26 protein-coding genes are annotated in these 24,575 nt (G+C 62.9%); 16 read left to right on the top strand and 10 right to left on the bottom strand.

The window, feature by feature from the left end; translation table 11 throughout:
• Window positions 1–7 precede the first annotated feature (7 nt).
• From mnmG to MVC20_RS17925, 4 genes are read left to right on the top strand one after another with little or no spacing between them, the layout of a single operon-like run.
• Window positions 8–1,870 carry a tRNA uridine-5-carboxymethylaminomethyl(34) synthesis enzyme MnmG gene (gene mnmG / locus MVC20_RS17940; protein ID WP_297543882.1) on the top strand — a complete coding sequence of 621 codons (1,863 nt, stop codon included), beginning with the start codon at window positions 8–10 and terminating at the stop codon, window positions 1,868–1,870.
• A complete protein-coding gene (gene rsmG, locus MVC20_RS17935; protein WP_297543880.1) occupies window positions 1,867–2,472 on the top strand; it encodes a 16S rRNA (guanine(527)-N(7))-methyltransferase RsmG in 606 nt (201 codons plus the stop codon). The genes mnmG and rsmG overlap by 4 nt, the downstream gene beginning before the upstream one ends.
• The gene (locus tag MVC20_RS17930; RefSeq protein ID WP_297543878.1) at window positions 2,465–3,274 is read left to right on the top strand and encodes an AAA family ATPase; all 810 of its coding nucleotides are present in this window, start codon (window positions 2,465–2,467) and stop codon (window positions 3,272–3,274) included. Before rsmG ends, MVC20_RS17930 begins: the two co-directional genes overlap by 8 nt.
• 16 nt (window positions 3,275–3,290) lie before the next feature.
• Window positions 3,291–4,196: a ParB/RepB/Spo0J family partition protein gene (locus MVC20_RS17925; protein ID WP_297543875.1), complete on the top strand. Its 906-nt coding sequence runs from the start codon at window positions 3,291–3,293 to the stop codon at window positions 4,194–4,196.
• Here MVC20_RS17925 and hemW read toward each other — a convergent pair.
• From hemW to rph, 3 genes are read right to left on the bottom strand one after another with little or no spacing between them, the layout of a single operon-like run.
• Window positions 4,193–5,350: a radical SAM family heme chaperone HemW gene (gene hemW, locus MVC20_RS17920; protein WP_297543873.1), complete on the bottom strand. Its 1,158-nt coding sequence runs from the start codon at window positions 5,348–5,350 to the stop codon at window positions 4,193–4,195. The two genes, MVC20_RS17925 and hemW, sit on opposite strands and share 4 nt — an antisense overlap.
• Window positions 5,343–5,951, bottom strand: a complete 609-nt coding sequence (gene rdgB, locus MVC20_RS17915; protein ID WP_297543871.1) for an RdgB/HAM1 family non-canonical purine NTP pyrophosphatase — start codon at window positions 5,949–5,951, stop codon at window positions 5,343–5,345. The genes hemW and rdgB overlap by 8 nt, the downstream gene beginning before the upstream one ends.
• On the bottom strand, window positions 5,944–6,660 hold the full coding sequence (rph, locus tag MVC20_RS17910) for a ribonuclease PH (protein ID WP_297543868.1): 717 nt from the start codon (window positions 6,658–6,660) through the stop codon (window positions 5,944–5,946). Before rph ends, rdgB begins: the two co-directional genes overlap by 8 nt.
• A gap of 116 nt (window positions 6,661–6,776) precedes the next feature.
• On the opposite strand from rph, the gene hrcA reads away from it, so the two are divergent.
• Together hrcA and MVC20_RS17900 are read left to right on the top strand one after the other, a co-directional pair.
• A complete protein-coding gene (hrcA, locus tag MVC20_RS17905; protein ID WP_297543866.1) occupies window positions 6,777–7,841 on the top strand; it encodes a heat-inducible transcriptional repressor HrcA in 1,065 nt (354 codons plus the stop codon).
• A 9-nt stretch (window positions 7,842–7,850) separates the two neighbouring features.
• Entirely contained in the window at window positions 7,851–8,411 is a 561-nt protein-coding gene (locus MVC20_RS17900) for a nucleotide exchange factor GrpE (RefSeq protein ID WP_297543864.1), read from the top strand.
• An 18-nt stretch (window positions 8,412–8,429) separates the two neighbouring features.
• On the opposite strand, the gene mutS is transcribed toward MVC20_RS17900, so the two are convergent.
• Complete coding sequence (gene mutS / locus MVC20_RS17895) at window positions 8,430–11,063, bottom strand: DNA mismatch repair protein MutS (protein ID WP_297544238.1); 2,634 nt, start codon at window positions 11,061–11,063, stop codon at window positions 8,430–8,432.
• Between the two features lie 168 nt (window positions 11,064–11,231).
• Between mutS and MVC20_RS17890 the strand changes: the two genes are divergently transcribed.
• Window positions 11,232–12,095, top strand: coding sequence for a ribokinase (locus MVC20_RS17890; protein ID WP_297543862.1), 864 nt, complete (start codon window positions 11,232–11,234; stop codon window positions 12,093–12,095).
• Here the strand turns inward: MVC20_RS17890 and msrA are convergent.
• From msrA to MVC20_RS17875, 3 genes are all read right to left on the bottom strand, one after another.
• Window positions 12,086–12,754, bottom strand: coding sequence for a peptide-methionine (S)-S-oxide reductase MsrA (msrA, locus tag MVC20_RS17885; RefSeq protein ID WP_297543860.1), 669 nt, complete (start codon window positions 12,752–12,754; stop codon window positions 12,086–12,088). The two genes, MVC20_RS17890 and msrA, sit on opposite strands and share 10 nt — an antisense overlap.
• 125 nt (window positions 12,755–12,879) lie before the next feature.
• A complete protein-coding gene (tmpT, locus tag MVC20_RS17880; RefSeq protein WP_297543859.1) occupies window positions 12,880–13,518 on the bottom strand; it encodes a thiopurine S-methyltransferase in 639 nt (212 codons plus the stop codon).
• A gap of 5 nt (window positions 13,519–13,523) precedes the next feature.
• Window positions 13,524–14,750, bottom strand: a complete 1,227-nt coding sequence (locus MVC20_RS17875; protein WP_297543857.1) for an argininosuccinate synthase — start codon at window positions 14,748–14,750, stop codon at window positions 13,524–13,526.
• Between the two features lie 105 nt (window positions 14,751–14,855).
• On the opposite strand from MVC20_RS17875, the gene ilvA reads away from it, so the two are divergent.
• Entirely contained in the window at window positions 14,856–16,094 is a 1,239-nt protein-coding gene (gene ilvA, locus MVC20_RS17870; protein WP_297543854.1) for a threonine ammonia-lyase IlvA, read from the top strand.
• A gap of 3 nt (window positions 16,095–16,097) precedes the next feature.
• Here ilvA and MVC20_RS17865 read toward each other — a convergent pair whose 3' ends face one another.
• Window positions 16,098–16,430, bottom strand: coding sequence for an Hpt domain-containing protein (locus MVC20_RS17865; RefSeq protein WP_297543852.1), 333 nt, complete (start codon window positions 16,428–16,430; stop codon window positions 16,098–16,100).
• A 141-nt stretch (window positions 16,431–16,571) separates the two neighbouring features.
• Here MVC20_RS17865 and MVC20_RS17860 point away from each other — a divergent pair, with 141 nt between their 5' ends.
• On the top strand, window positions 16,572–17,858 hold the full coding sequence (locus MVC20_RS17860) for a SpoIIE family protein phosphatase (protein ID WP_297543850.1): 1,287 nt from the start codon (window positions 16,572–16,574) through the stop codon (window positions 17,856–17,858).
• On the opposite strand, the gene MVC20_RS17855 is transcribed toward MVC20_RS17860, so the two are convergent.
• Window positions 17,833–18,276, bottom strand: coding sequence for an NUDIX hydrolase (locus tag MVC20_RS17855; RefSeq protein WP_297543848.1), 444 nt, complete (start codon window positions 18,274–18,276; stop codon window positions 17,833–17,835). The genes MVC20_RS17860 and MVC20_RS17855 overlap by 26 nt on opposite strands.
• A 76-nt stretch (window positions 18,277–18,352) precedes the next feature.
• Here MVC20_RS17855 and MVC20_RS17850 point away from each other — a divergent pair, with 76 nt between their 5' ends.
• The 5 genes from MVC20_RS17850 (at window position 18,353) to MVC20_RS17830 (ending at window position 22,917) form a co-directional block, all read left to right on the top strand.
• Complete coding sequence (locus tag MVC20_RS17850; RefSeq protein ID WP_297543846.1) at window positions 18,353–19,351, top strand: Hsp33 family molecular chaperone HslO; 999 nt, start codon at window positions 18,353–18,355, stop codon at window positions 19,349–19,351.
• Window positions 19,326–19,931, top strand: a complete 606-nt coding sequence (locus MVC20_RS17845) for a CoA pyrophosphatase (RefSeq protein WP_297543844.1) — start codon at window positions 19,326–19,328, stop codon at window positions 19,929–19,931. The genes MVC20_RS17850 and MVC20_RS17845 overlap by 26 nt, the downstream gene beginning before the upstream one ends.
• Window positions 19,928–21,073 carry a CCA tRNA nucleotidyltransferase gene (locus MVC20_RS17840; protein WP_297543842.1) on the top strand — a complete coding sequence of 382 codons (1,146 nt, stop codon included), beginning with the start codon at window positions 19,928–19,930 and terminating at the stop codon, window positions 21,071–21,073. The genes MVC20_RS17845 and MVC20_RS17840 overlap by 4 nt, the downstream gene beginning before the upstream one ends.
• Window positions 21,074–21,115: 42 nt before the next feature.
• Entirely contained in the window at window positions 21,116–22,339 is a 1,224-nt protein-coding gene (locus MVC20_RS17835) for a class I SAM-dependent RNA methyltransferase (protein ID WP_297543840.1), read from the top strand.
• A gap of 74 nt (window positions 22,340–22,413) precedes the next feature.
• Window positions 22,414–22,917 carry a L,D-transpeptidase family protein gene (locus MVC20_RS17830; RefSeq protein WP_297543838.1) on the top strand — a complete coding sequence of 168 codons (504 nt, stop codon included), beginning with the start codon at window positions 22,414–22,416 and terminating at the stop codon, window positions 22,915–22,917.
• On the opposite strand, the gene MVC20_RS17825 is transcribed toward MVC20_RS17830, so the two are convergent.
• Complete coding sequence (locus tag MVC20_RS17825; RefSeq protein ID WP_297543836.1) at window positions 22,918–23,430, bottom strand: CAP domain-containing protein; 513 nt, start codon at window positions 23,428–23,430, stop codon at window positions 22,918–22,920.
• 171 nt (window positions 23,431–23,601) lie between these two features.
• Here MVC20_RS17825 and MVC20_RS17820 point away from each other — a divergent pair, with 171 nt between their 5' ends.
• Both MVC20_RS17820 and MVC20_RS17815 read left to right on the top strand, forming a co-directional pair.
• Complete coding sequence (locus MVC20_RS17820; RefSeq protein WP_297543834.1) at window positions 23,602–24,204, top strand: L,D-transpeptidase; 603 nt, start codon at window positions 23,602–23,604, stop codon at window positions 24,202–24,204.
• Window positions 24,205–24,348: 144 nt separating this feature from the next.
• The gene (locus MVC20_RS17815; protein ID WP_008282723.1) at window positions 24,349–24,537 is read left to right on the top strand and encodes a hypothetical protein; all 189 of its coding nucleotides are present in this window, start codon (window positions 24,349–24,351) and stop codon (window positions 24,535–24,537) included.
• The last annotated feature ends 38 nt before the right edge of the window (window positions 24,538–24,575 follow it).

The following is a 24,575-nucleotide window of genomic DNA, read 5'->3' as shown; positions in this document are numbered from 1 at the left end:
GTTTCACGTGAAACATTTTGACGTCATCGTGATTGGCGGTGGGCATGCCGGGGCGGAGGCCGCGCATGTGGCGGCGCGCATGGGCGCGCGGACGGCGCTGGTGACGTTGAGCCGGGCCGGTGTCGGGGTGATGTCGTGCAACCCGGCCATCGGCGGGCTGGGCAAGGGGCATCTGGTTCGAGAGATCGATGCGCTGGACGGGGTCATGGGCCGGGTTGCCGATCGGGCGGGCATCCAGTTTCGTCTGCTGAACCGGCGGAAAGGCCCTGCTGTTCAAGGGCCAAGGGCGCAAGCGGACCGCAAGATTTACCGCGAAGAGATGCTGCGCGAAATGGAGCGCTGCCCAACCCTGGAGATCGTCGAAGGGGAGGCGGCAGATTTTCTGATGCAGGGCAACCGGGTTACCGGCGTTCGCCTGGCGGATGGAAGCGAGATAGCCGGCGCGGCCGTGGTTTTGACGACCGGAACCTTTTTGCGTGGCGTGATCCATATTGGCGACGAATCCTACCCAGGTGGGCGGATGGGGGACCGTCCGGCAGTACGTCTGGCCGAGCGGATGGATGGATTCGGCCTTCCGATGGGGCGGTTGAAGACGGGAACGCCCCCGCGGCTGGACGGCGAAACGATCGACTGGTCGCGGCTCGAGGAGCAGCCCGGGGATGATGAACCCGTCCTGTTTTCGTTTTTGTCGAAAGGCCCAATGGCACGGCAGATCTCTTGCGGGATCACCCATACGAATGAGCAAACCCACGAGATCATTCGGGAGAATCTGCGCAGGTCCGCGATGTATGGTGGGCATATCGATGGGATCGGGCCGCGGTATTGCCCGTCGATCGAGGACAAGATCGTTCGATTTTCCGATAAGGCATCGCATCAGGTGTTCCTGGAGCCGGAAAGCCTGTCTGATCATGTGATCTATCCAAATGGGATCTCTACGTCACTTCCCGCAGAGGTGCAGGAGGCCTATGTCCGCTCCATTGTGGGCCTGGAGCGGGTCCAGATCCTGCAGCCGGGCTATGCGATTGAATACGATTATGTCGATCCGCGCGCGCTCGACAGTCGTCTGGCGGTCAAGGATGTTCCCGGACTTTTCCTCGCAGGGCAAATCAATGGGACCACCGGATATGAGGAGGCCGCGGCGCAGGGGCTGGTTGCGGGCATGAATGCGGTGCAAGAGGCGAAAGGGCGCGATCCGGTTCACTTTAGCCGAACGGACAGCTACATTGGGGTGATGATTGACGATTTGACCACGCGTGGTGTCAGCGAGCCCTATCGGATGTTCACGTCACGGGCGGAGTTTCGTCTGTCGCTGCGTGCGGATAACGCCGATCAACGGCTTACGCCTATGGGCATTGACCTGTGCTGTGTTGGTGAGACGCGCCGCGCCGTGTTTGCGGACAAGATGGAGCGGCTGGCGCAAGGCAAGGCGTTGCTGGAGGCCGCAAGCTATACGCCGCGCCAACTGGCCGAAAGCGGCTTCAAGGTCAATCAGGACGGCGCGCGGCGCAGCGCGTTTCAGGTGCTGTCCTTTCCTGACGTCGCGTTTGCCGATCTCCTGCGGCTTGATCCAGAGTATGGCGCGATTGATCCAGAGTGTCAGGCGCAGCTTGCGCGGGACGCGCTTTATGTCAGCTATATCGACCGGCAGGCTCGCGATGTGGAGAAGATGAAGCGGGATGAGGCGCACGCTATTCCCGAGGCGTTTTCCTATCTGCTGATTGAGGGGCTTTCGAACGAGCTCAAGGGGAAGCTGGAGCGGGTACGCCCGGAGAATCTCGCCCAGGCGGCGCGTATCGAAGGGATGACGCCAGCGGCGCTGAGCCTGATTCTCGCCAAGTTGCGGCAGGCGGCTCGGGAGAAGATCGCGTGACCGGCCTGCCGGATGTTTCACGTGAAACACAGGAGCGGCTCGAGATCTATGGAGACCTGCTGACCAAGTGGAATCCGCGCATCAACCTGGTGTCCAAAAAGAGCCTTGATGAGATGTGGACCCGGCATTTTGCCGATTCGGCGCAGATTTTTGCGCTGGCCCCGCACCCGGTGGACCATTGGGTCGACATGGGCTCGGGGGGCGGCTTTCCGGGCCTGGTGGTTGCGATTCTGGGTCAGGACGGTGAATCGCCGCGGCGGATGACCCTGATCGAATCGGACGCCCGAAAGGCCGCGTTTCTGCGGGTTGTCATCCGTGAAACCGGGCTCACCGCCTCGGTGCTCAACGAGCGGATCGAGAAGGCGGCGCCACAGAGTGCAAATGTGCTCTCCGCGCGGGCGCTGACTGATCTGAGCGGACTCTTGGGATTTGCCGAGCGGCATTTGGCCCCCGACGGTGTCGCGCTCTTTCCCAAAGGCGTAAGCTGGGAAAATGAGCTGACCGATGCCGAAAGAACGTGGCGCTTCAACCATCGACTTGTTAAAAGTGCCACAGAAGACGGTCCCGTCATTTTCGCCATCACAGGAGTGTCCCGTGCCTGATCCGACGCGCCCCGAAGGACCGAAAATCATCGCCATTGCCAACCAGAAAGGCGGGGTGGGCAAGACGACGACGACCATCAACCTGGCGGCGGCCTTGGCAGAGCTCGGTGTGCGAGTCCTCATTGTCGATCTTGACCCGCAGGGCAATGCCTCGACGGGGCTGGGTCTCGATGTGGAGGCGCGGCAGTTTACGGTCTATGATCTATTGCTTGACGAGGCCCCGTTGCGGGATGTCATTCAGGCCACGGCACAAGAGCGCCTGTCGATCATTCCCTCGACGGTGGATCTGTCCTCGGCAGATATCGAACTCATCTCGAACGAGAAGCGCAGCTTCTTGCTGCATGACGCGCTCCGACATCCTGAAATGGATCGTTACGGATTTGATTATGTGTTGATTGATTGTCCGCCGTCGCTCAATCTCTTGACGGTGAATGCCATGGTGGCGGCACATTCCGTGCTTGTTCCGCTTCAGAGCGAGTTTTTCGCCCTCGAAGGCCTGTCACAGCTCATGCTGACGATCCGGGAGATCCGGCAGACGGCCAATCCGGCGCTGCGAATCGAGGGGGTCGTGCTGACGATGTTTGATGCACGCAACAATCTCTCGACCCAAGTGGAACAGGACGCGCGCGACAATCTGGGAGAGCTGGTGTTTCGCACCCGGATTCCCCGGAACGTCCGCGTGAGCGAAGCACCTTCCTACGCGATGTCCGTGCTGAGCTATGATCCGTTGTCCAAGGGCGCGCAGGCTTATCGCGATCTGGCGCAGGAACTGATGGAAAACGCGGCGCGAGTCGCTGCCTGATCAAAGGGAACCGGCTATGACTGGCAAGAAATCTCAACCGCGTGGTCTGGGTCGTGGGCTGTCTGCGTTGATGGCGGACGTCACGACTGAGGGACCGGGGCGCGCAGCTGACGCGCCAAGGCGCCCGGATCTGTTGGTGCCGGTGGAAAAGGTCCGGCCCAATCCAAATCAGCCGCGACGCGATTTCGACAGCGCGCTGCTCGAGGATCTGGCGCGCTCGATTTCGGAAAAGGGCGTGTTGCAGCCCCTGATCGTGCGTCCCATCGCGGATCGGGAGGGGGAGTATGAAATCGTCGCCGGAGAGCGCCGCTGGCGCGCGGCACAAATGGCCAAATTGCATCAGATTCCTGTTTTGGTGCGAGATTTCAACGATACCGAGGTCCTCGAGGTTGCGATCATCGAGAATATTCAGCGTGCCGATCTCAACCCGGTGGAAGAGGCCTTTGGATATCAGCAGCTGATGCAGAAATTCGGCCATACCCAAGAGCGGTTGGCCGAGGCGCTTGGCAAGAGTCGCAGCCATATCGCAAATTCGGTGCGGCTATTGTCCCTGCCGGAAGAGGTCTTGGGCTATCTGCGCGAGGGCAAGCTATCTTCGGGTCATGCCCGCGCGTTGATCACGCTGGATGATCCCACCGCTGCCGCGCGGCAAGTGATTCAGAAATCGCTCTCGGTGCGCGATACCGAAAAGCTGGCCAAGGCCGGGGTCGGCAATATCTTCATGGAAACCGGCCGCGCCGCCAAGCCACCCAAGGAAGTCCTCAAGGATGCCGATACGCGCGCGCTCGAGGATGATCTGTCGGCGAGCCTCACGATGAAGGTCGAGATCCACCATGTTCCAGGGCAGGAAAATGGTCGAATCACCATCCATTACGCGTCGCTCGATCAGTTGGACCGCCTGATTGGTATGCTCAGCATCTAATCCGGCAAGAGATCGCGAATCACCGCGTTGAGCACCGCGCGCCCCGCGCGGGTTGCGCGCAAGCGGTGACCGTGCGCTTCGATCATGCCAATGGACTTGAGGTGTTCGATGGCGCCTTCGTCCAGCGGCTTTCCTCCAAGCGACGCAACCCGCGCCGGATCAATTCCGTCCGTGATCCGCAGACCCATGAGCAGGTATTCCACAGCCTGATCCGGACCGGACAGAAGATCCCATGTTTCGCTTGCCCGGCCATGTTCAACGCTGTCCAGCCATTTGCCCGGAGCGCGAAGCGCCTCGGTCGCGTATTTACGACCGTCGCGGGTGAGTCGCCCATGCGCACCGGGCCCGATGCCGATATAATCGCCGTAGCGCCAATAGATCAGGTTGTGCCGTGATTCCGCCCCGGGGCGCGCGTGGTTCGATACCTCATAGGCGGGCAGGCCTGCGGCCTCGCAGATGTCTTGCGTTACCTCATACATTTCGGCGGCGGTATCGTCCTCTGGCAAGCCGCGCAGTCGGCCCGCCGCGTAGCGATCGCCAAAGGCGGTGCCGGATTCGATGGTGAGTTGATACAGGGAGAGGTGATCGGCCGCCATCGAGAGCGCGTCCCGCAGTTCGGATGCCCAATCCGAGAGGGATTGATCCTGACGGGCATAGATCAGGTCGAAAGAGACACGCGTAAAGTTTTCTCTCGCTATATCAAAGGCTTGCCTTGCCTCCGAAACGCTGTGGATACGGCCCAACCGTCGAAGATCGCGATCGTTCAACGCCTGAATGCCCATCGACACGCGGGTAATGCCTGCTTGGGCAAAGGCACGAAATCGCCCGGCCTCGACCGAACCAGGGTTCGCCTCGAGTGTGATTTCCGGATCATTGGCCATGGGCCAATGCTGTCTGATACGGTCGAGAATTGCCGCCACCGTTTCGGGCGCCATCAGGCTCGGCGTGCCCCCGCCGAAAAATATCGTGTTCAGCACCCGATTGGGCGCCAGCGCCGCGTAACGGTCAATCTCGTTCAGATAGGCCGCGCGCCAACGGGTTTGGTCGATCTGCCGCGCGACATGGCTGTTGAAGTCGCAATAGGGGCATTTGGCCTCGCAAAACGGCCAGTGGAGATAGAGGCCAAAGCCACCCTGCTGCCAATCCTCAGCCAAAACAGCCTGCGACCAGTTTGCGAAAGGCGTCCGCGCGGTGGCTGATGCGGTTCTTCTGCGCCGGACTCATTTCGGCAAAGGTCAGGTCATGGCCCAGCGGCTGGAACATGGGATCATAGCCGTGTCCCTCTGCGCCGCGCGTGGGCCAGATCACCCAGCCCTCGACCGTACCCTCGAAAACCTCGTCATGTCCATCAGGCCACGCCAAGACCAGGGTGCAGCAGAACCGCGCCGTCCAGGGCTGTGGTTCCTTGCTCTCCAAGAGCGCATGATGCGCACGCTGCATCGCCTTGTTGAAGTCGCGACCAGTCTCTGTTTCGGCCCAATCTGCCGTATAGACACCGGGTCCGCCGTTGAGTGCATCGATCGCGATGCCGGAATCGTCCGAGAGCGCAGGCAGGCCGGTGGCCTGGGCTGCTGCATGGGCCTTGATCCGTGCGTTACCGACAAAGGTCGTTTCCGTCTCGGCCGGCTCCTGCAGGCCGAGCGCCGCCGCGCCGACCACCTCGACGCCATAAGGCGCCAGAAGCGCGCGAATCTCGTCAAGTTTGCCCGCGTTATGGGTGGCAACCAGAAGCCGGTCGTCGGTGAATTTACGCACCGGTCGCCTCGCGCTGTTTCTGAACCAGATGGTCGATGCCCTGTTCGGCCAGATCGAGCAGTGCGTTCATCTGGTCGCGGCTATAGGTTGCCCCCTCGGCGCTCATTTGCACTTCGATCAGGCGTTTGGTGCCGGTCATGATGAAATTGCCATCGACCCCGGCCTCGCTGTCCTCGGGGTAATCGAGATCGAGCACGGGTTGACCGGCGTAGATACCACAAGACACCGCGGCCACAGGGTCGGTCAACGGATCGCTCAACACCTCCCCCGTCTTCATCAGCTTTTGCACCGCCAGTTTGAGCGCGACCCAGCCACCGGTGATCGAGGCACAGCGGGTGCCGCCGTCTGCCTGAATCACGTCGCAATCCACCGTGATCTGGCGCTCGCCCAGCGCCACGCGGTCCACGCCAGCACGCAGGCTGCGGCCGATCAGGCGCTGGATCTCAACGGTGCGCCCGCCCTGTTTGCCGGCTGTTGCCTCGCGGCGCATGCGGCTGCCGGTCGAGCGGGGCAGCATGCCATATTCCGCCGTGACCCAGCCCAGCCCCGAGCCTTTGACAAACGGCGGCACGCGCTCTTCGATGGTGGCGGTGCACAGGACATGGGTATCGCCCACCTTGATCAGGCAAGAGCCCTCTGCGTGCTTGAGCACGCCAGTTTCAATTGAAACAGCGCGCATTTCGCTTAGATTTCTGCCCGACGGTCGCATCCTGTGTCCCTTTCCTTGGATGTCTCGGGATATATGGACCGGGCCGCTGATGGCAACCCCGATTGACCTTTGGCTTGCGCGATCCTTAATAGATCAGGAGACAGAAAGCCCAGCGCATGACAGACACCGCCTCGATTCTCGATCAGCTCAACGACCGCTCGCGCGAGGTCTTTCGCCGCGTGGTGGAAAGCTATCTGGCCAATGGCGATCCGGTCGGATCGCGCACGCTGACCCGTGATTTCAGCGAAAAGGTCAGCGCCGCCACGATCCGCAACGTCATGCAGGATCTGGAGTATATGGGCCTCTTGGGCAGTCCGCATATCAGTGCCGGTCGGATTCCCACGCAAGAGGGGCTGCGGATGTTCGTCGACGGGTTGCTGGAGGTCAGCAATCTGGAGGCGACGGACCGGCAGGCGATTGATGCGACGGTGGGCAGCAATTCGCAGGACGTGGGTGGCGTTTTGGACCGGATCGGCGCGGCGCTGTCCGGTGTGACGCGGGGCGCGTCGCTGGTGCTGGCGCCCAAGCATGAGGCCCCGATCAAGCATATCGAATTCGTGAGTCTCGGCCATGATCGCGCGCTCGTGGTGCTGGTGTTCTCCGACGGCCATGTCGAGAACCGGATTTTCACGCCGCCGCCGGGGCAAACGCCCAGCTCCATGCGAGAGGCCGCGAATTTTCTCAACGCGCTGATCGAGGGCAAGACCCTGTCGGATCTGCAGACCGTGATCGCGCGTCAGATCGCGGCGCGGCGGCAAGAGATTGACCAGCTTGCCCGCGACCTGATCGATAGCGGCCTTGCTGTCTGGGAGGGCGAGGGCGACAAATACGAGCGTTTGATCGTGCGCGGTCGCGCCAATCTGCTCAATGGCGCCTCCGAGGAGAAGGATCTGGAGCGGATTCGCATCCTGTTCGACGATCTCGAGCGCAAGCGCGACATCGCCGAATTCCTCGAACTGGCCGATGAGGGGGCCGGTGTGCGCATTTTTATTGGGTCTGAGAACAAACTTTTCTCACTTTCGGGTTCCTCTTTGGTGGTCTCTCCATATATGAACGCTGACCGTAAGATCGTCGGTGCGGTTGGAGTTATCGGCCCCACGCGCCTCAATTACGGGCGGATTGTGCCGATTGTGGATTACACGGCGCAGCTCGTGGGCAAACTGATCTCCGACCGGAGTTAGAGGTGAAGAATGGCAGAGCCGAAAGAAGACAGCTTTCTCGATGATATCGAAGAGGCCGCCGCGCAGGAGCGTGAGGGTATGGATGACGATATGAGTGATGACGCCGTGGAGCTTGATGCGCTGCGCGCCGAGCGGGACGCGCTGCGCGACAAGTTCATGCGCGCGCTGGCCGATGCCGAGAATGCACGCAAGCGGTCCGAGAAGGATCGGCGCGAAGCCGAGAATTATGGCGGGTCAAAGCTGGCGCGCGATATGCTGCCGGTGCATGACAACCTCAAGCGGGCGCTGGACACCGTCAACGAAGAGCAGCGCGCCGCCTCTGCCGCGCTCTTTGAGGGCATCGAGCTGACCCTGCGAGAATTGCTGAATGTCTTTGCCAAACACGGCATCACCGTGATCGATCCGCAGGTCGGCGACCGGTTCGACCCGCAGCATCACGAGGCGATGTTCGAGGCGCCATTGCCCGGCACCAAAGCGGGCGACATCATTCAGGTCTCGACCCAGGGATTCATGCTGCATGATCGTATCCTGCGCCCCGCGCAGGTCGGCGTGTCGTCGAATCGCGGCTGATGCGTCCAGAGGCGGGGCTTACCCCGCCTTGTCGGCCTGTTCCCCGGCGATCGCCTTGAGTTCATAGATCAGATCGAGCGCTTCGCGTGGCGTGAGAGCGTCGGGCAGGACGGTGGCAAGCCGCGTTTCCACCGCCGACTCGCGGCCAGGCTTCGGCGACGGGGCCGGAGCGACGGCGGCGAAGAGCGGCAATTCGTCAATCAGCGCCTTTTGTGTGCGTTGGCCTTCGCGGTCGCCTTTCTCCAGCGCATCGAGCACCACGCGCGCCCGCGCCACGACCGAGGCTGGCAGCCCCGCCAGCTTTGCCACTTGCACACCGTAACTGCGATCCGCCACGCCACGGCGCACCTCATGCAGGAAAATGACGTCGCCGTCATGCTCCTTGACGCGCACGGTGGCATTGTCGACACGGGCAAGCTTGTCACTGAGTTGCGTCAATTCGTGGTAATGCGTGGCAAAGAGCGCGCGGCAGCCGTTCACATCATGCAGATGTTCCAGCGTAGCCCAGGCGATACTGAGCCCGTCCCAAGTGGCTGTGCCGCGTCCGATCTCATCGAGGATGACCAGCGCGTGATCGTCCGCCTGATTGAGAATGGCGGCGGTCTCGACCATCTCGACCATGAAGGTCGAGCGTCCGCGTGCCAGATCGTCCGAGGCGCCGACGCGGCTGAAGAGTTGGCTGACCATGCCGATATGGGCGGATCTGGCGGGCACATAGCTGCCGATCTGCGCCAGGAGGGCGATAAGCGCGTTCTGGCGCAGAAAGGTGGATTTGCCCGCCATGTTCGGGCCGGTGAGCAACCAGATGTCGCTGTTTTCGCCCAGATCGCAATCATTGGCGATGAAGGGATCGCCGCCTTGGGCGCGCAGCGCGCGTTCTACCACCGGATGCCGCCCGCCCTCGATCCGGAGTGCGCGGCTCTGGTCCACCACGGGGCGGCACCAGTTCTCGGCGCGGGCCAGGTCCGCAAGGGCGGCGGTCAGATCCAGCTCTGCCAGGGCGCGGGCGCATCGGGCAATCGCGGCAGCGTGGTCGAGAATTGCAGCTTTCAGGCTCTCATAGAGACGTTTTTCAACCTCGAGCGCACGCCCGCCAGCGTTCAGAATCCGGGTTTCCATCTCGCTCAGCGGCACGGTGGTAAAGCGCAACTGATTGGCGGTGGTCTGGCGGTGTTTGAACGTCTCGTTCAGCGGCGCGCCCAGCATCCGGTCGGCATGGGTGCTGGTCACCTCGATGAAATAGCCCAGCACGTTGTTATGTTTGATCTTGAGCGAGGGAATGCCGGTTTGGGCGATGTAATCGCCCTGCATCCGGGCGATCACGCCGCGCCCCTCGTCGCGCAATTGGCGCGCTTGGTCGAGGTCGCTGTCATAGCCGGGCGCCACAAAGCCACCGTCGCGCACCAGCAGGGGCGGTTCGGCCACCAGCGCCTGATCGAGCAGATCGAGCAGCGCGTCATGGCCGGTCAGACCCGAGGCCGCCTCGTGCAAAAGGGGTGGCAAATCGGCGTCGGCAAGACGCGCGGCGATCTCTGTCGCCTGTGCCAGACCGTTGCGCACCGCCGCCAAATCCCGCGGACCGCCGCGATCCAGACCAAGACGCGACAAGGCGCGGTCGAGATCGGGCACCTTGCGCAAAGCCTCGCGGAGGTCGCCGCACAGGCGGCTCTGTTCCAGCGCGAAATGCACCGCATCAAGGCGTGCCTGCACGATGTCGAGAACGCGGCTCGGGCTGGAAATGCGCCGCTCCAGAAGGCGTCCTCCGCCAGCCGTGACTGTGCGGTCGATCGTGGCCAGCAGTGATCCGGCGCGCGTGCCGCCCAGGCTGTGGGTCAGTTCGAGATTGCGCCGGGTGGCGGCGTCGATCTGCATCACCCGCGCCTCGTTTTCGCGGGTTGGGGGCCGCAACAAGGGCAATTTGCCCTTTTGCGTGATGTCGAGCCAATCGACGATGGCGCCCATCGCGGCAATTTCGGGACGGGTGAAGGCCCCGTAAGCATCGAGCGTGTCGACGCCAAAAAGCAGGCAGAGCCGCCGTTCGCCAGCCGTGCTGTCAAAGGCGGCCTGTCCCAAACCGGTGAGAGATGCCCCTGATTCAGAGACTATTTCACCCAAACTCGCGATATCCGCCTCGGCCAACAGCACTTCGCGGGGGGCGAGCCGGGCCAGTTCGGGGCCAAGGCGGGCGGCAGCCAGGGGCATGACATGAAAGGTGCCGGTGGAAATATCCACCCAGGCCAGCGCGCCCGCACCCCGGATATGGGCGAAGCTGACCAGGTAGTTGTGGCGGCGCGCCTCAAGCAGGCTTTCTTCGGTCAGGGTCCCCGGGGTGACAAGGCGCACCACCTCACGCCGGACCACCGATTTGGCGCCACGTTTCTTGGCCTCGGCGGGATCCTCCATCTGTTCGCAGACGGCGACGCGAAATCCCTTGCGAATGAGGGTCAAGAGATAGCCTTCGGCGGCATGAACGGGCACGCCGCACATGGGAATGTCCTGATCGAGATGTTTGCCGCGCTTGGTAAGCGCGATATCCAGGGCCTCGGCGGCAGCGGCGGCATCATCAAAGAACAGTTCGTAGAAATCGCCCATGCGGTAGAAGAGCAGCGCTTGCGGATACTGCGCCTTGATCTCCAGATATTGTGCCATCATCGGCGTGACGGTTGATCCCGTTGTGCTCACCTGTGTCCCCCTGTTCTTCGGGCGACCTTACAAATCCATGGTGCGGGACGAAAGACCAAAGCGCGATTGCGAGCGGGCGCGGGGGTGTTATCGTGGTAAAGGCAAGATGAGTATTTGGGCCAGGAAGAAGCGGGCGGGATGATTTTCAATGTCGGGTCGATCAATGCCGACCATATCTACCGCGTGGCGCAGCTGCCGCGCGCGGGCGAAACCGTTGCGGTGCAGGGTTACGCGCAGGCGCTGGGCGGAAAGGGCGCCAACCAGTCGATTGCGGCGGCGCGGGCCGGGGCCAAGGTGGCACATATCGGCGCGGTGGGCGCGGATGGCGATTGGATGGTGGCCGAACTGGCCGAGGCGGGTGTGGATGTGCGGCATGTGCGCCGCGACTGCGGCGTGTCGGGCCATGCGGTTGTTGCGGTCGAGCAGAGCGGCGAGAATGCGATCCTGGTCCACGGCGGCGCCAATCGGGCGCTGCGGCTAAAGGATGTTGACGCGGCGCTGGCAGAGGCGGGGCTGGGCGATTGGCTCTTGATGCAGAACGAGACGAATTTGCAGGCCGAGGCCGCGCGGCTGGCCGAGGCGAAGGGGTTGCGCGTCGCTTATTCCGCCGCGCCGTTTGATGCGGCGGCGCTGCGGGCGGTTTTGCCTCATGTCACGCTCTTGATGTTGAACGCGGGGGAGGCGGCGCAGATGGAGCGGGATATGGGCGTGGTCCAGGTTCCGATGTTCTGCGTCACGCGGGGCGCGGGCGGTGTGAGCTGGATCGAGGCGGATTTGGGCAAAACAGTGACTATTCCAGCCCCAGAGGTGGTTGCGGTGGATACGACCGGCGCAGGCGATACCTTTGCGGGGTATTTGGTTGCCGGGCTGGCGGCGGGGGTCGCGCCAGAGCGCGCCTTGCGTCAAGCGCTTGGTGCCGCCGCCATTTCCGTCACGCGCCCCGGTGCGTCGGGGGCGATCCCCATGGCGGCGGAGGTTGCGGCGTTTCTGGCTCAGGAGTGACCGGCGAAGGGCGCATCCTTGCCCCAAAGCTCTTTGACACGCGCATCACGCCCGCAGGCGTCGCGGTAGAGTTTGTAAGCGCTGGCCTTGGTTCGGGCGCCAAAGCGGGTGAGGACAATCTCGCTGCTTTTGTAATAGTCCTGATGATAGGCGTCGGCGGGATAAAAGCGCTGGGCGTTCAGGACCGGGGTGACGATCTGTTGGCCCAATGCTGCTTGCGCGTCGGCGATCGCGTTCTCGGCTATACGCTTTTCCGCCGGATCAGAGACGAAAATCGCCGTGCGATAGCTCTCGCCCCGGTCGCAGAACTGGCCGCCTGCATCGGTCGGATCGACCGAGCGCAGGAAAAGTTGCAAGAGTTGCGCGCGGGTGATCTGGGCAGGGTCAAAGGTGATTTGCACCGCCTCGTAATGCCCGGTGCCGCCAGCCGAGACCTGTTTGTAACTGGGGTTTTCGACGCTGCCGCCGGTAAAGCCTGATTCGGCCGCGATTACGCCCCGGACCTGCTCGAAATCCGATTCGACGCACCAGAAACAGCCACCTGCAACGACGAGCGTTTCGCGCTCTGCCGCGTGGGCCCGGGTGCCGTGGACGCAAAGCCCGAGGATGATCAGCAGCGCCAGCACGCCCGCCTTGATTTCCCGAAGATGTGTGATCATGGATCTGCCCTCCTGATGGTGCCATCATGCTGCAACTGCAGCCTGAACCCAATCCACGACACTGTGATGTCACGGGCAGTTGAGCGATGTTTCGCTATTGGCGGGTGATTTCGGCCAAAAACTGCTCAGGCCGGTGCCAGATGCAGCGCCAGTTCGCGTGCGGGGCAGATGCCCTTGAGCCCGCCGGGCACGTCGAGATCGGCCAGTTGGGTGATCCGGTAATGGCATGCGTAATGGCTGTTCACCTCTGCCGCCGTCACGGAAAAGGGCGGGCCGGACATGATCGCGGGATCATATTCAAAGGTGATGAGCAATTGCGGCGCGGTCGCGGTCAGCGTCACAAGATGCGCGGTGTAGCGCGCGCGCATATCGGCAGGCAGGGCCACAAGCGCGGCGCGGTCGTAGATCGCGTCCACCGGCCCGAGCAATTCAGGGGTAAGCGCGAAAATATCGCCTGCAAACACTATCACGCCGGGGGCGGCATAGGCGCGCAGCGTGCCATGGTCGGTGATCTCTGGCGTGACGCCCAGTTCCTCGAAAAGCTGGCACACGGCGATGTCGCTGAGTTCCGCGCCTGCGACGCGATACCCTTGGGCGAGGAGCCAGGCGATGTCGCGGGTCTTGCCACAGAGGGGCAGGAAGATCCGCGCGCCGGGATCGAGACCCAGCGCGCCGATATGGGCCGAGAGCATGCGGTTGACCGCGCCCTCGTGAAAGCCGATTTGCATGTTTTCCCAACGGGAATGCCAGAAATCGGCTTCCATGGCGGTTAGCCCTTGAGCCGGCGGTCGCGCGCTGCCAGCAGTTTGAGGCGCAGCGCGTTGAGCTGGATAAAACCTGCGGCGTCTTTTTGATCATAGGCGCCGGCGTCATCCTCGAAGGTGACATGCGCCTCGGAATAGAGGCTGTGATCCGACCAGCGGCCAACGCAGGACACCGAGCCTTTGTAGAGCTTGAGGCGGACGGTGCCGGTCACGTGTTCCTGGCTTTTGTCGATGGCGGCCTGAAGCATGTAGCGTTCGGGGCTGAACCAGAAGCCGTTGTAGATCAGTTCCGCATAGCGCGGCATCAGCGAATCCTTGAGGTGACCCGCGCCGCTATCAAGGGTGATCTGTTCGATGCCGCGATGCGCCTCGAGCAGGATGGTGCCGCCCGGGGTTTCGTAGATGCCGCGCGATTTCATCCCGACAAAGCGGTTTTCCACGAAATCAAGCCGCCCGATGCCGTGTTTGCGGCCATATTCGTTGAGGTCGGTCAGGATCGTGGCAGGGCTGAGGGCCGTGCCGTTGATGGCCACGGCATCGCCCCGCTCGAAGGAGACTTCGATGAACTCGGGCGTATCGGGCGCATCCTCGGGGCTGACGGTGCGCTGATAGACGTAATCGGGGGCCATTTCGGCGGGGTCCTCGAGCACGCGACCTTCGGAGGAGGTGTGCAGCAGGTTGGCGTCCACCGAGAAGGGGGCCTCGCCGCGCTTGTTCTTGGCGATCGGAATCTGGTTCTTTTCGGCGAAGTCGATGAGCCGCGTCCGGCTGGTCAGATCCCACAGACGCCAGGGCGCGATCACCTTGATGTCCGGGTTGAGCGCGTAGGCGGCGAGTTCAAACCGCACCTGATCGTTGCCCTTGCCGGTGGCGCCGTGGGCCACGGCATCGGCGCCGGTCATGGCGGCAATCTCGACCAGACGTTTGGAGATCAGCGGGCGGGCGATGGAGGTGCCCAGGAGGTAAAGACCTTCGTAGAGCGCATTGGCACGGAACATCGGAAAGACGAAATCGCGCACGAATTCTTCGCGGACATCCTCGATAAAGATGTTCTCGGGTTTGATCCCCAGCATCTCGGCCTTTTGGCGCGCGGGTTCCAGTTCCTCGCCCTGTCCCAGATCGGCGGTAAAGGTCACGACCTCGCAGCCATATTCGGTCTGGAGCCATTTCAGAATGATCGAGGTATCGAGGCCCCCGGAATAGGCCAGAACAACTTTCTTGGGCGCGGACATGGTCTTTCCTCTCTCGCGAACGTCGGTGCGCGCTTAGCTGTTTTTGCGTGGCGGGGCAAGGTGCGCCCCTTGTCAGGCGGGCATGATTGCGGCACTGAGGCAGGCATGACCGAGTTTCAGGAAAATGCCCGCGCCGCAGAGGCCGCGATGCGCGCTGTGTTCGAGCCGACGCCGCTCCAGCGCAATGATCACCTGTCCGAGCGCTATGGCGCTGAAATCCTGCTCAAGCGCGAGGATCTGAGCCCGGTGCGCTCTTACAAGCTGCGGGGCGCGTTCAATGCGATGCGCAAGGTGTTGGCGGTGCGGCCGGAAACGGCGACCTTTGTCTGTGCCAGTGCGGGCAATCACGCGCAGGGCGTGGCCTATATGTGCCGGCATTTCGGGGTCAAGGGTGTGATCTTCATGCCGGTGACCACGCCACAGCAAAAGATCGGCAAGACCGAAAAGTTTGGCGGCGATGCGGTGGCGATCCGGCTGACGGGCGATTATTTCGATGACACGCTGGCGGCGGCGCAGGCCTATTGCGCGCAGGTGGGCGGGCATTTCCTGTCGCCGTTTGACGACGAGGATGTGATCGAGGGACAGGCCAGCGTCGCGGTTGAAATCGAGGCACAACTGGGCGGGATGCCCGATCACCTCATCCTGCCGGTGGGCGGTGGCGGGCTATCGGCGGGGGTGCGCAGCTATGTGGGCGCGCGGGCCGCGCTGACGCTGGTGGAGCCGGCGGGGGGTGCCTGTCTGGGTGCGGCGCTGGCGGCGGGGGGGCCTGTGCGTTTGCGGCATGTGAACACCTTTGCCGACGGGGCGGCTGTGGCGCAGATCGGGGCGCGCACATTCGCGCGGTTGGCGGATATTGACCCGGCCCGCGCGATGGTGATCGAAGAGGATCGGCTGTGCACCACGATGCTGGAAATGCTGAATATCGAGGGGATCGTGCTGGAGCCGGCGGGCGCGCTGGCGGTTGATGCGCTCAAGGATATGGCAGAGGCGATCCGGGGCAAGACGGTGGTTTGTGTCACGTCGGGCGGCAATTTCGATTTCGAACGCTTGCCCGAGGTCAAGGAGCGGGCGCAGCGGTTCTCCGGCGTGAAGAAGTATTTCATCCTGCGGATGCCGCAGCGGCCCGGGGCGCTGCGCGAGTTCCTGGAGATTCTGGGGCCAGAGGACGATATTGCGCGATTCGAGTATCTCAAGAAATCCGCGCGCAACTTTGGCTCTGTGCTGATCGGGATCGAGACGACGCGGCCCGAGAATTTTGCCCCGATCCTGACGCGTCTGGATGCGGCCGGATTCGAGTATCGCGACATCACGCGGGATGAGGTGCTGGCCGAGTTCCTGATCTGAGGATCAGGCGGCGATGACCCGCACCAGACCGGACAGAAATTCGGATTTCGAGCGCGTGTAGCACGCGAGCACAGCGTCGAGGTCGATCCCATCGTGTTGACCGGCGGCGGCGGCGCGTTCGCCCTGATGACAGAGATCGGCAAAGGCGGCAAAGCCGAGATTGAGCGCGCTGCCCTTGAGGAAATGCAACAGCGCCTCGAGGTCCGTGCCGGCATCCGGCAGGCGCAGTTTCCCGATCTCGGTATCCACCTCGTCCAGGAAAAGCTCGACCACCTCGCCAAAGGCGTCAGCCCCGATTTCATCGCGCAGGTCCTGCACGCGGCCCCAGTCGATCATAATCTACCCTCCGATACCTGGTGCCAGACTGAACGCAAAGCGCTGACAAAGGGTTAATCCACGCCGGAAAGCCGTGCGAATTTTAATATTCACCTCCTGTTAAACCCTGTGCGCCTAGGAAAGGCGGAGACAGTGTAAAAGGTGGCGCGGGTGCGATCACGAGCGGAACAGGTGGCGGGGACGGATGCAGGCGGCGGGGTGATCCAGCGCGTGCTGGTGGTGGATGACAGCCGATTGCAGCGGCGCATCCTGACGGCATCCTTGCAGCGCTGGGGATTCGACGTGCAAGAGGCGGAATCAGGCGAGGATGCCTTGCGTCTCTGCCGGGATCACCCGCCCGATCTGGTGATGAGCGACTGGATGATGCCGGGGCTGAGCGGGTTGGAATTCTGTCGCCGGTTCAGAGAGATGCAGCATGAGAGCTATGGCTATTTCATCCTCCTGACCTCCAAGAGCGACAAGGATGAGGTGGCGCTGGGCCTTGATGCCGGGGCGGATGATTTTCTGACCAAGCCGGTCAATGCCGCCGAGTTGCGGGCGCGGATTTCGGCGGGGGCGCGTATCCTGCGGATGCAGCGCGAGCTGACCGAGAAGAACCGGCTGATCAGATCGACGCTGGACGAGTTGCAAACGCTCTATGATTCGCTCGACAGCGATCTGATCGAGGCGAAGAAGCTGCAACAATCGCTGGTGAGCGAGCGCTATCGCGATTTCGGCGTGGCGGAGGTGTCTTTGATGCTGCAATCGGCGGGGCATGTGGGCGGCGATCTGGTGGGGATGTTCCCGATCGGGGCCACGCGCATCGGCCTCTATGGCATCGACGTGTCGGGACATGGGATCAGTTCGGCACTGATGACGGCGCGACTGGCGGGCTATCTCTCGGCCTCTGTGCCGGAGCAGAACCTCGCCCTGCGCAAGACGCGCGATGGCCGGTTCGTGCCGCGCCCGCCGGCACAGGCAATTGCGATGCTGAACCGGCTGATCATGTCAGAAATGGAGACCGAGCATTATTTCACCCTTGTTCTGGCCGATGTCGATCTGGAGAGCGGGCGGGTGATCCTGTCTCAGGCCGGGCATCCGCACCCGGCGGTGCAGCGGGCGGATGGCACGGTGGAATTCATCGGCGCGGGCGGTTTGCCGGTGGGGTTGATCGACGGGGCCGAGTTCGAGCAATTCGAGCTGCGCATGGGGCCGGGCGACCGGCTCTTGATCCATTCCGACGGGGTGATCGAGTGCGCGGGCCAAACCGGCGCGCTGTTGCAGGAGGAGGGGCTGGCCGCGATCCTGCGCGAGTTGCGGCAGACGCGCGGCATGGCGCTGCTCGAATCGCTGGTGTGGAAATTGTCGGAATTTGCCGGGGATGCCGAATTCAACGATGATATTTCTGGGGTATTGCTGGAATTCAAAGGCAGCGGATTTCCCGGCTGACAAAGTGCCGATCGCCGGAATTGCCAAGCTCCTGTGCGGCCTGCTCCGGTGCGATCCAGACCGCGCGGTGCCCCGGCTCGCTGGGTGGGCCCAGTCGTCGCACCGGATGGGCGCGGAAGATGATGCAGAGCTTTTCTGCCCATAGGTCGTATTCCGGCATATAGGTGAACCGGCGAAAGGCCCCGAGACGCCGGGGCCGCGCGATGAGCCAGCCGGTTTCCTCGAACACCTCGCGATAGAGCGCCTGGACGGGTGATTCGCCGGGATCAATGCCGCCGCCGGGCAATTGCAGCTCTGGCAGCGGGTCAGCCTGATGGGTCACGAGCAGCCGGCCGCGATGCGGCAGGATGGCATAGGCGCCGGGACGCAGGCGATAGGCCACATCGGGCCGGGGGCTGTCTCCGAATCGTCTGATCATCTGGCACCTCTCTTGGGGTTGGCTTGTCCTGACGGTACAGGCGCGATATGCCAAGTCGAGACCCAAAGGAAAGCCCATGACACTTGGACAGAAAATCGCCTGGGATGATACGATCCTGCCCTTTCAGCTTGACCGCGCCGATATTCGCGGGCGGGTGGTGCGGCTTGACGGGGTGCTGGACGGGATTCTGAAACAGCACGATTACCCCCCGCAGGTCGAGGCGTTGATCGCGGAAATGGCTCTTTTGACCGCGTTGATCGGGCAGACGATCAAGCTGCGGTGGAAACTGTCGTTGCAGGTCCAGACACGCGGTGCGGTGCGGATGATCGCCACGGATTACTATGGCCCGAGCGAGCCGGGCGAGCCCGCGCGAATGCGCGCCTATGCCAGTTTCGACGCAGAGCGCTTGAGCCATGCGCGTCCCTTCGATCAGTTGGGCGAAGGGTATTTCGCCGTCATGCTGGATCAGGGCGAGGGCACGACGCCCTATCAGGGGATCACGCCCATCGCCGGAGAGGCGCTGCGCCATTGTGCCGAGGCGTATTTTGCCCAGTCCGAGCAATTGCCGACGCGCTTTGCGCTGAGTTTCGGGAAGTCCACCGAGGCAGGCGGCATGGAGCACTGGCGCGCGGGCGGTGTCATGCTGCAACATATGCCCAAGGCCTCGCCCTTTGCCAATGAGGGCGGGTCTGGCGATGGCGGGCTCTTGCAGGCCGAGGATATTCTGGACGGCGACGATGCCGAGAACTGGAATCGCGCCAATTTCCTGCTGGACACGGTTGAGGATCTGGAGCTGATCGGGCCGTCGGTGGCACCGACGGATCTGCTGGTGCGGCTGTTTCACGAAGAGGGGCCGCGCGTTTTCGACATGCAGGCGGTGCGCTTTGGCTGCACCTGTTCGGAGGAGCGGGTGCGCAGCAGCCTGTCGATCTATTCCGCGCGCGATATTGCGACCATGACGACGCAAGAGGGGCTTGTGACCGCCGATTGCCAGTTTTGCGGCGCGCATTATCGGCTGGACCCGGCGACAGTCGGATTCGAGGCCAAGGATGACGAGGCCGGGGGCGGTGACTGATCCGCTCGATCGGGCGTTGGCTGCGCTGCGGGCCGCGCGGGCGCCCTCGTCGGATTATGATCTCAATCCCGGTGTCGTCTTGCCCGAGGGGCGCAAGCTGCGGGCGGCGGCGGTGCTGGTGCCGGTGTGTGACGGGCGGGTGATCCTGACCAAGCGGTCCTCGAAACTGCGGCATCATCCGGGGCAGATCGCCTTTCCGGGGGGCAAGCAGGACGCGGGCGATCCCGATATTACCGCCACGGCGCTGCGTGAGGCCGAGGAAGAGATCGGCCTTGATCGGCGGGGCGTTGAAGTGCTGGGGTTTCTGCCCCGGCATGAAACCGTGACCGGGTTTGATGTAACGCCGGTTCTGGCGCGGGTGCATGGGGCGTTTCAGCCCCGTGCCGAGCAGGGCGAGGTCGATGAGGTGTTCGATGTTCCCTTGGCCCATTTTCTCGAGTTGAGCCTATATAGGGTCGAAAAACGCCGCTGGCGCGGGGATTGGCGGCGCTATTATGCGGTGCCCTATGGCCCCTATTACATCTGGGGGGCAACGGCGCGAATCTTGCGCAATCTTGCGGATCTGGCGGGGTCGGAATGAAGGTTTCGGGCGCATGGATCGAGGCCAAGGCGACGCAGGCGGTCTGTGAGATGCTGACCGGCGCGGGGTATCAGGCGCTGTTTGTCGGTGGCTGCGTGCGCAATGCGCTCTTGGGGGCGCCGGTGGGGGATATCGACATTGCCACGGACGCGCGGCCCGAGGTGGTGATGGAACTGGCCGATGAGGCTGGGCTCAAGGCGGTCCCGACGGGGATCGAGCATGGCACGATTACGGTGGTATCGGGTCACATCGGCCACGAGGTCACGACCTTTCGCAAGGATGTGCAGACCTTTGGCCGGCATGCGGTGGTGGCCTTTGCCGAGGATCTGCACACCGATGCCCGGCGGCGGGATTTTACCATGAACGCGCTTTATGCGCGGCCCGATGGCGATGTGGTCGATCCTTTGGGCGGGCTGGAGGATCTGCGGGTGCGGCGGGTCCGGTTCATCGAGGATGCGGATCAACGGATTCGCGAGGATTATCTGCGAATCCTGCGATTCTTCCGGTTTCACGCCTGGTATGGTGATCCCGAGGGCGGGCTCGATGCAGAGGGGCTGGCGGCCTGCGCTGGCAATGTCGAGGGCTTGGCGCGCCTCTCTCGTGAACGCGTGGGGGCCGAGATGCGCAAGCTCTTGGGCGCGCCCGATCCGGCCCCTTCGGTGGCGGCGATGCAGGAGGCGGGGGTGTTGAACGCGGTGCTGCCGGGGAGTGACGCGCGCGCCCTGACCCTGCTGGTGCATCTGGAATCAGAGACGAACACGGCCCCGGATGCGATTCTTCGACTGGCTGCGGTAGGTGGTGAAACGGTGGCAGAGCGCTTGCGCCTGTCACGGGCAGATGCGCGGCGGCTCGATCTTTTGCGCATGGCGGCGGCGGAAACGGCGCAGGCGGCGGAACTGGGGTATCGCCACGGCGTCGAAGAGGGGCGCGCGATCCTGTTGCTGCGCGCGGCGCTCTTGGAGATGTCCTGGCGTGCGCGCTTTGCCGAGGATCTGAACCAAGGGGCCAAGGCACGATTTCCGGTCACGGCGGCGGACCTGATGCCGGAGTATACCGGCCCCGCGCTGGGCGAACGGTTGCAGGCGTTGGAGCGGCGCTGGATCGAGTCGAATTTTACGCTGACGCGCGATGATCTGCTCTGAGCGGGCTTTCACGGCGCGGCCAAGCGGGGTAGAGGCGCAGGCATGAGCGAGCATGACATCATACGGTTGGGGCATCAGGGCGACGGCATTGCCGAAGGGCCGGTTTATGCGCCCCTGACCCTGCCCGGCGAGCGGGTGTCGGGCACGCTGAACGGCCAGACCCTGACCGATGTGCGCATTATCACGCCGTCCTCGGATCGGGTGGGCGCGCCCTGTCGGCATTTCCGGTCCTGCGGCGGTTGTCAGGTGCAGCATGCGTCGGACGGGTTCGTTGCCGCGTGGAAGCAAGAGGTGGTGCGCGCGGCGCTGGCGGCACATGGCATCGCGGCTGAGTTTCTGCCGATCCATGTCTCGCCGCCGCAATCCCGGCGACGGGCGGTCTTTGCTGCGAAGCGCACGAAAAAGGGCGCGATGGCAGGGTTTCATGCGCGCGGCAGCGACGTGATCATCGAGGTGCCGGACTGTCACTTGCTGCATCCCGAGGTGTTGCGCGGGCTGAGCGTGGCCTGCGATCTGGCCGCGACGGGCACGAGCCGCAAGGCGGCGCTGGCGGTCAGCGTCACGCGCTCCCTCGTCGGGTTGGATGTGGCGGTGGCCGAGGGCAAACCGCTGGATGGGCCGCTCCGGATTGCGCTGGCGGCGCTGGCAGAGCGGCATGATCTGGCGCGGCTGGCCTGGGACGACGAGGTTGTCGTGACGCGGCGCCCGCCGGTGCAGGCCTTTGGCGCGGCGCGGGTGGTGCCGCCGCCGGGCGCGTTTCTGCAAGCGACACCCGAGGGCGAAGCGGCGCTTTTGGCTGAAACAGAGACTATTTTGGCGGGGGCGCGGCGGATCGTCGATCTATTTTCCGGATGCGGCACCTTTGCCTTGCCTTTGGCACAGCGGGCGCAGGTGCATGCGGTCGAGGGCGAGGCCGCGATGCTGGCGGCGCTGGATGCTGGGCGCCGTGGGGTGGCGGGGCTGCATCCGCTGAGTACCGAGGTGCGGGATCTCTTTCGCCGTCCGCTCTTGCCGGATGAATTGGCGCGGTTCGATGCGGCGGTGATTGATCCGCCGCGTGCCGGGGCCGAGGCGCAGATTGCGGAAATCGCGCGTTCGGGCCTGCACCGTCTGGCCTATGTATCCTGCAACCCTGTGACATTTGCCCGCGATGCCAAGGTGTTGATCGGCGCGGGCTATGCGATGGGGCCGGTGCGGGTGGTGGATCAATTCCGCTGGTCGGCGCATGTGGAACTGGTGGCCGGATTCACGCTGAACAAGGTGTGATCCTGACAAATCCCTCTACCACCATACCCCTGTTTTGAGGTATGAAACGCGCGAGCAGCAAGCGGAAGACAACAATGATCTCCAACAGACGTTTCGTAATGCTGGCGGGGCTGAGTGCCCTTGCCGCGTGTAGCAGGCAGGACTCCAAATTCCGGACCTATCGCGGCCCCGAGGTGACGCGCATCATCGTGAACAAGGGCGAGCGCGAGATGTTCCTCTTGCACCATGATCGCCCGCTCAAGCGGTATCGCGTCGATCTTGGCTTTGCGCCGCAGGGCCACAAGCAGTTCGAGGGCGATGGGCGCACCCCGGAGGGCGAGTATCATATCGACCGGCGCAATCCCAACAGCGCGTTTCACCTGTCGTTGGGCATCTCGTATCCCAATGAGGCGGACATCGCCTATGCCAAGGCGCATGGCAGATCGCCGGGCGGCGATATTTTCATTCATGGTGAGCCCAATGCGCTGGCCATGTTCAGCCCCGATTGGACGGCGGGCTGTATCTCGGTCAAGAACCGCGAGATGGAGGATGTCTATGCCATGGTCCGCGACGGGACGCCGATCACGCTCAATGCGTGATCAACCCCCAAGGATCATCGTCCACCAGATCTTGCCGCCGGGTTCCTGAAGCCAGGCAAAGCCCATCTTGCGCGCGTCGGGGTCGAGAATCACGCGGCGCGTGCCCTCTTCCTCCATCCAGGCGGCGAGAGTCTGAAGCTCTGTCTCATAGGTTTCCGAGATGGTTTCGCCCACGAGATTGCCGGAATAGCCGACGCGGCGCACCCGGTCGAGCGGCGAAGAGCCGTCAGAGCCAAAGTGCCAAGGACGGTTCTGCACCGACATATCGCGTGAATGGGTGGCGGCGGCGGCGGTCAGGGCCGAATCAAGCGACAGCGGCGGCTGGCCAGCGGCCTGACGCAGGGAATTGACCGAATCGAGCATGCGGAACTGGATTTCCGAGGTCTCGCCGGGCTTGATCCGATAGACGCGCGGCAGCGGTTTGCCATCCGAACCCAATTGCGGCGGGGGCGGTGCGGCACAGGCGGACAAAGCCAAAAGAGCCGAAACCAGCAGGATATAAAGACGCGCCATGATGCAGAACCACCCGAATATTGTTTCGACGTCTGCTTTAGCCCGGCTTGCGTTGCGATTCAAACCCACATGCGCAGAACCTTGCGCGCTGTGACTTTCTTGATTTGCGAGCGCAGGCTTGGCATCCTATAGCTCAAGGATCATCGGCTTGTCTGACTGGAGTTCTTCACCATGACCCATGACACTCGGATTTCGTGGAACCGGCGCACGTTCCTGACTGGCGCTGCGGCGTTGATGGGGGCCCCGGCACTGGCGCAGAGTGTGGACGGCGCTGGGACCGTCGAGATGGAAAGCCCGCTGGAGGAAACGGTGCGGCGCAATATTTCCGGTTTCCGGATGCTGGATTGGCGCCCCTATTTTTCCAACCTGAACAACGGGGCCATTCTGGTCGATATCGATTCACGCGCGGTGCATTTCTGGAGCGCGGACGAGTCTGTGTACAAGCTTTACCCGTCTTCCGTGCCATTGACCGAGGATCTCACGCGGCGCGGGCGCACTGCGGTTGTGCAAAAGGTTGAGGGGCCAAGCTGGCGCCCCACGCCATCGATGCTCAAGCGCAATCCGGAATGGCCCGCCTTTGTGCCGCCCGGGCCGGATAACCCGCTGGGCACCCACGCACTTTATCTGAGCTGGACCTATTACCGCATTCACGGCACCCATGACACGCGCAAGATCGGGCGTCGGTCATCGAATGGCTGCGTGGGTCTCTATAATGAGCACATCGCGGAATTGTTCTCTTTGACCAAAGTCGGCACGCAGGTGTTGCTAATTTGACGAAATATTGGCGATTTATGGGGCCAAGGACCCAAGATATAATTGCATTCGTTCTGGATTGCTGATTAGAAAATCTTACGAGGTTAAGTCTTGGGTGCTCGACGTTGTGTGTTGCAGCGTCTTGCCAATATCTGGAGGATAATCATGAAGAAACTCGTTCTCGCTGCTGCCCTGAGCGCCGCTGCTTCGACCGCTTTCGCAGGCAACCTGTCGGAGCCCGTCATCGAGGCACCGGTTGTTGTTGAAGAAACCGCTGCAAGCTCGTCCGCTGCTGGCGTTTGGGTTCCGCTGGTTCTGCTGGCAATCGTCGCAGCTGTGATCGCTGCTGACTAAGCCCGGCAACGGCACCAAAAGAAAAGGCAGTGGGAAAC

The organism is Roseovarius sp., assembly GCF_027019125.1.
Taxonomy (GTDB): Bacteria; Pseudomonadota; Alphaproteobacteria; order Rhodobacterales; family Rhodobacteraceae; genus Roseovarius.
Note: the sequence above shows the minus strand (reverse complement) of the source record. Positions and strands in the feature narration are given on the sequence as shown.